The sequence below is a fragment of the Mycobacterium sp. genome (genome assembly GCF_035314665.1).
Taxonomy (GTDB): domain Bacteria; phylum Actinomycetota; class Actinomycetes; order Mycobacteriales; family Mycobacteriaceae; genus Mycobacterium.
This window is the reverse complement of record NZ_DATFZD010000184.1, coordinates 1-4,842: the sequence shown is the minus strand read 5'-3', so window position 1 is coordinate 4,842 and position 4,842 is coordinate 1. Positions and strand designations below refer to the sequence as shown.

The window sequence follows — 4,842 nt, the reverse complement described above, 5'->3', positions numbered from 1 at the left end:
TCCTGCAGGAAGCCCTTGCTGACGCCTTCGGTGAAGACTTTGGCCAGCTTGTTCGTCATCTTCTCGTCCATGCCCTTGGGCTTTTCGACGATGACGCCCCACTGCAGCACGAACGAATCCTGGGTCACGGGGTAGTGGCAGTTGATCAGGATGGACTCGGCCTTGTAGTCGCCGTACTTGTTGTGCAGCCAGTTGATCATGAACGACGGGCCGAAGTAGGACGCCTCCGAATCCAGTTGCGCCTCACCGTAAGACGTACCCAGATCGTTGACGTCGGGCCGCCCGACATTGTGCAGATACTGCGAGGCGATGTGGCCCTCGAAGACGTTTTTAAAGTACGTCGGGAGGCCGAAATGGATGTAGAAAAAGTGCGCCATGTCGGTGACGTTGTCGATGATGTCGCGGCAGTTCGACCCCTCGATCAGGATCGAGTTCCACCGCCATTCGGTCCACTCGTCGCTGGCCGCCTCCGGAATCTCCGGGATCTGCACCTCGGGCTGCGGCGGATTGCCCTCGACGTCATGCCAGACGAACAGCAGGCCACCGCGCACGTCGGTGGTCCAGGACCGGGTGCGGGCCAGTCGCGGCGTGCGCTTGGCGTACGGCACCAGCTTGCATTTGCCGTCGCCGCCCCAACGCCAGTCGTGGAACGGGCACGCGACTTCGTCGCCCTTGACGGTGCCCTGTGCCAGGTTGCCGCCCATGTGCCGGCAGTAGCCGTCGAGGACGTGCACGTCGCCTTGTGAGTCGGCGAACACGACGAGGTGAGTGCCGAACGCCTCGATCCCGTGCGGTTCGCCGTCCAGGTAGTCCTTGACCGGGCCCAGGCAGTGCCAGCCGCGGGCGTAGCGGTCGGGCAGGGTGCCGGCGTCGATCTCGCGGACAGCGGCAGTCTCGGTAGCCATCAGGCCTCCAACTCGTAAGCTTCTAACTAGAACACGTTACAGTTTTTCTACGGGTTCGCGCAACGACGGCGAGCTTTACTGCCGGTTAATCAGGTCCTGACGCCCTAATACCCGGCCTGCGGTATATGTGAACGATGCCGCTGTTTTCCTTCGAAGGCCGGTCGCCGAAAATCGATCCCACTGCCTTCGTCGCACCAACCGCCACCTTGATTGGCGACGTCACGATCGAGGCCGGTGCGTCGGTGTGGTTCAACACCGTGCTGCGCGCCGACTACGCGCCCGTCATCGTGCGCGAGGGGGCCAACGTGCAGGACGGGTCGGTGTTGCACGCGCCGCCCGGCATCCCGGTCGACATCGGCCCGGGGGCGACGGTGGCGCACATGTGCCTCATTCACGGGGCCCATGTCGGGGCCGAGGCGTTGATCGCCAACCATGCCACCGTCCTCGACGGCGCGGTGATCGGTTCGCGCAGCTTGATCGCGGCCGGCGCGGTGGTGACCGGTGGCACCAAGATTCCCGACGAGGTGCTGGTGGTCGGTGCACCGGCAACGGTCAAGGGACCGATCGCGGGCACGGGCGCCGAGATGTGGGTGAACGTGAACCCGAAGGCCTACCAAGACCTGGCCCAGCGCTACCTGACTGGCCTAGAGCCTATTTAGCCGTAATACCAAGCGGTAAGCCGGGTTTCGTTGTGCCGAGCCTTATCGCATCCAGTCCGGTGTCACGGGGAGCCCATTGTGATGGCGGTATTCGGCGATGGCTTTGAGGTTTTTCATCTCCAGTAGATGGCCCGCGCCGAACATGTCCCAGAAGTCCCCCACCCACACCGGCCGCTCCGGCGGGCTGGCGTCTGGATAGGGGTTGTGGTCGTAGAACGGATGGTGACAGTTGGTCCACAGCACCACCGAACCCGGCTTGTCCAGCACGGCTTGCGCATCGATGACCCGCATCAGGTAGATCATCCACAGATGCTTGCCCTGGTCCCACGCGCAGTGGTAGTCGACAGTACGGCCCTGCTCGGCGGCCTCCGTTCGGACGTAGATCTTGGTCTCCGACCCCAGTCGGTCGTAGGCCTGCCATAGCCCTGGCTCGTCGGTTTCGGTAAATCCGCGCAGGCTATAGGTCCACTCTTCCAAGCAACGGGTATCGGCCATGTAAGCGAACAGCTCATCGGGCGGACAGTCGATGTAGTCGTTGACGGTGCAGTACTGGCCGAACACCTCGTCGTGCGGGTACACCGAGTGCATCATCTCCATGATGATCGGGGTGGCCTTCTCCCGCGGGCTGGTCTCGATCCGGGTTACCCCGTCGATCGGCTGGCTGCTCCCGGTGTGGGCGGCGATATCTTCAAGCGCGGGTAGCGACATCGGATCGGTCTCCTTCGTAAGCGACGACAATGAGTTCACGTCTTGTAGCGCAGGTGATGGGAGAAGCGGCTCCTGTCAAAAACGTTGCAAATGCGTGCTTTCTCTTGGCAGATTACCGATGGAATCCGGCGAGCGAAATGGTCGAACCGATTGAACCCCCGGCACGTTATATCTCGTAGTAGTGCCCGTACGACATGATGGTATGGACAGTTGGTCGCGCACAGGTCGCCGCGGCTGGCTGAGTGCTGCGGCCACGCGGGAGGACCATGAACACACAACTCGATACCCGCGATACGCCGATGCACGGTTTGGCGATCGAACTTCGCGATGTGGTACGCGAATACCGGGTCGGCGGGCAGGGCGTGCGCGCACTCGACGCGATCAGCCTGCGGTTCGCGGGCGGGCAGTTTGTGTCGGTGGTCGGACCGTCGGGGGCGGGCAAGAGCACGTTGCTGCACCTGCTCGGGGCATTGGATTCTCCCGATTCCGGCTCGATCAAATTCGACGGCGAAGAGATTGGTCACCTCAGCGACGAACAGCAGTCGGAATTCCGCCATCGTCGCGTGGGGTTCATCTTTCAGTTCTTCAACCTGTTGCCGACCCTGTCGGCGTGGGAAAACGTGGCCGTCCCGAAGCTGCTCGACGGTGTCCGGCTGGGCAAGGTCAAGTCGGATGCGGTTCGGCTGTTGGACCGGGTTGGCCTCGGCAACCGAACACAGCACCGTCCGGCAGAACTGTCGGGCGGTCAAATGCAGCGGGTCGCGGTGGCGCGGGCGCTGATGATGGACCCATCGCTGATTCTTGCCGACGAACCGACCGGGAATCTCGACTCCGCAACGGGCGCTTCGATCTTGGCGCTGCTTGCAGAAGTGGCGCACGAGGACGGCGGCAATCGGCTGGTGGTGATGGTGACGCACAACGCTGATGCCGCGGCGACGACGGATCGGGTGATCACGCTCCAAGACGGACGCGTCGGTTCGGACGAGTTGTCAACGGTCGCGGGATGAGACCGGGCTCGGCCATCGCGGCCACGGCGAGCCGGCTGCGTGTGTTCAGCCTCCGCGAACTCGTCGTGCATCCTCGGCGCACGATAGCCTCGATCGCCGTAATGGCAGTCTCCGCAATGTATCTTGTAGCGGTATTCGGAATTTTCGGCTCGATCACCGGATCGGTCAACCGGCTGTCCGACGGGATCGCGGGAATCGCGGCGCTTGAGGTCTCTGGCATTACCGACGCGGGATTTCCCGACACGATAACGGCCGAAGTCGCCGCCGTTCCGGGCGTCGCGACCGCGGCACCGATGATTCGGACTTCCGCGCCGACGGCATCGGGTCCGGTTCTGCTGTTCGGCGCAGACAAGAGCAGCGCTGCCTTGGGCGGCGCCCTGAAAGACGCCGTTGCAAAACCGCTAAAGACGTTGTCCGCCAACCCCAACGGTGTCCAGGTCGGGCCCGGTGTTGGTCACCGCAAAGGCGAGACGTTTCGGCTGGGCTCGGCTTCGGTCGCAGTCACGGATGTACTCACCGGCAAGCAGCTGGCGGACCTCAACGGCGGACACTACGTGCTGGCTCCACTTACGTTGGCGCAGGACATAACCGGACGAAACGGCCAGCTTGACTCGATACTGATCACGACAAAGCCCGGTGCCAATCTCGCAGCGGTGCGCACCGCGGTCACGGGCGCCGTGAAGGGTCGGGCAATCGTTGCGGATCCGAGCATGCGGGCGGCCCGGGCCGGCGACGGCGTCAAGCTGATGAACTACATGGCGTTGATGGGTGCGGGAGTTGCGTTGGTGGTCGGCGCGTTTCTGGTTTACACCACGATGACGATGGCGATCACTCAGCGGCGGCCGGTCATCTCGATGCTGCGTGCGATCGGAGGCCGACGTGTCACCATCGTTCGCGACCTGCTCGCCGAGGCCGCGATTCTCGGGGTGATCGGCGGTGCGATCGGGGCGGGCATCGGAATCGCGATGGGCCGGATGGCGATTGGGCGATTGCCTCCGGCAATTACCCAAGGTCTGGAAGCTCAGGTGGAGTACGGGTTACCCGGCTATGCGATACCGGTGGCCTTGGCGGCGACGGTGCTCACCAGCGGTGCAGCGTCGGCGATGGCTGCGCGGCAGGTGTATAAGGTTTCACCGATCGAGGCCTTGGCACCGGTCGGGGTTTCAGCCGCCGATTTCGTGCCGCGATGGCTGCGGGTGGCATGCGGGATTGCCGCCGTTGCGGTGTTCGCGGCATCGATTGTGATTGTTGTATACCAGCGCGGCTCAATTGCATTCGCCGCGATCTTTGCTGTGTTCACCGCCGAGATCGCGCTTGGTTTCGCGCTCACCGGGCTGATCATCAAAGCGACCGCGGCAACGGCCCGGATGTTCGGATCGGTGGGGCGACTCGCGGCGGCGACGATTGAGCGTGCACCGCGGCGGGTGTGGGCCACGGTGATGACGGTGCTCATCGCGGTCGTCACCACAGTCGTGATCACCGGTACGAACGCCGACATGATCCGGTCGGCGCGAGCCATCTTCGCACCGGTCGCGGGCGTCGACGTGTGGGTCAGCGCGGATC

Annotated in this window: 5 protein-coding genes; 3 read left to right on the top strand and 2 right to left on the bottom strand. The window is 63.6% G+C overall.

Annotated elements, in window-relative coordinates:
• A partial coding sequence (locus VKI00_RS14510; RefSeq protein WP_324438459.1) for a Rieske 2Fe-2S domain-containing protein occupies window positions 1–905 on the bottom strand: 905 nt, incomplete at its 3' end.
• Between the two features lie 134 nt (window positions 906–1,039).
• Here VKI00_RS14510 and VKI00_RS14505 point away from each other — a divergent pair.
• Window positions 1,040–1,564: a gamma carbonic anhydrase family protein gene (locus tag VKI00_RS14505; protein ID WP_324438457.1), complete on the top strand. Its 525-nt coding sequence runs from the start codon at window positions 1,040–1,042 to the stop codon at window positions 1,562–1,564.
• Between the two features lie 42 nt (window positions 1,565–1,606).
• On the opposite strand, the gene VKI00_RS14500 is transcribed toward VKI00_RS14505, so the two are convergent.
• Window positions 1,607–2,272, bottom strand: a complete 666-nt coding sequence (locus VKI00_RS14500) for an SRPBCC family protein (RefSeq protein ID WP_324438455.1) — start codon at window positions 2,270–2,272, stop codon at window positions 1,607–1,609.
• A 299-nt stretch (window positions 2,273–2,571) separates the two neighbouring features.
• On the opposite strand from VKI00_RS14500, the gene VKI00_RS14495 reads away from it, so the two are divergent.
• Window positions 2,572–3,279 (top strand): ABC transporter ATP-binding protein, encoded by a 708-nt coding sequence (locus VKI00_RS14495; protein WP_414687196.1) that lies wholly within the window; start codon window positions 2,572–2,574, stop codon window positions 3,277–3,279.
• Window positions 3,276–4,842: ABC transporter permease (locus VKI00_RS14490; RefSeq protein ID WP_324438452.1), on the top strand; the 1,567-nt coding region annotated here is incomplete at its 3' end. The genes VKI00_RS14495 and VKI00_RS14490, both read left to right, overlap by 4 nt.